The organism is Furfurilactobacillus milii (genome assembly GCF_009863985.1).
Taxonomy (GTDB): domain Bacteria; phylum Bacillota; class Bacilli; order Lactobacillales; family Lactobacillaceae; genus Furfurilactobacillus; species Furfurilactobacillus milii_A.
The window spans coordinates 1-948 of record NZ_WEZT01000038.1 but is presented as its reverse complement, the minus strand read 5'-3'; the positions used below and the strand labels follow the sequence as shown (position 1 = coordinate 948).

Here is a 948-nt window from a genome sequence, read left to right as displayed (position 1 = left end):
GTAATCACTCCTTATAGCTGGTTGGGATTAACTACTATCATTGTAAGAGATTGCTTTGGGCCTTTTTTTTTTTTGTTCGGATTAATTATAGAATTTGCCGAAAGGTTACTTTGGCAAGAGTGCTACAGCAATGATTAATATGGTTGGTTCAACCATGACTGCTCTGCCCTTAGTCATTATTTGCGGTCTGATCGCTCACCATTACGCACGTAAGTACAATTTTGTGACCTTGCTTGAGGAGCTCCCCGCGGACGGATACGATTACATGCTGATGGGAACTTTTTCAGCTCTCTATCTCATTGTTTTTACTGTTGCTCTACAGCATCCTGTGCAGTGGCAAGCATATGCTGCTTCGGTGTTTACCATCGGTTTTGCCGCCCTTTACCTTCAACTAATTGTATCTAAAAATAAACGTGTAGCAGCAAATCAGGCACTGCAAAATTTAAACACTTACGGTCATGCATTGAGCGACCTGAATACCAATCTTGAAACTTTTAGCCATGACTATAAGAATATCATGTTAGGAATGACCGAAATGATTGATCATGGTGATATTGATCAATTGCAGTCCTATTTTAAAGACGAAATTCAACCCACATTACAACAATTTGTTACACATAGTGCAGTTTATAAACAACTGGATGACGTCAGTGACGACTACGTCCGTGGTATTTTATTTGAAAAACTTAATCAGGCGGCACAACGACATGTTCGTTTGAATATCGTCATTAATCAACAAATTGATTTTCCTAGCATGGAGCACCTGAATCTTATTCGAATTCTTGGTAATTTGCTTGATAACGCAATCGACGAGGCGTCAACTTCTGGTAAGATTGTCGATGTTGTCATTGGTGAATTGTCAAACTAAGTGCAACGGTTTGTCAAAAAATACTTCATATGGGGTTTCATAGTTTAACACTTTGCGAGGACGTTGATTTAACTGCTTTT

1 protein-coding gene is annotated in these 948 nt (G+C 38.9%); it reads left to right on the top strand.

The window, feature by feature from the left end; translation table 11 throughout:
• The first annotated feature begins 130 nt into the window (after positions 1–130).
• A complete protein-coding gene (locus GB992_RS10910) occupies positions 131–868 on the top strand; it encodes a hypothetical protein (RefSeq protein ID WP_161002463.1) in 738 nt (245 codons plus the stop codon).
• Positions 869–948: the final 80 nt, after the last annotated feature.

What these genes read in the sequence shown, in the direction of transcription:
- GB992_RS10910 (WP_161002463.1), top strand. Translation starts at nt 131, where the DNA reads ATGATTAATATGGTTGGTTCAACCATGACTGCTCTGCCCTTAGTCATT.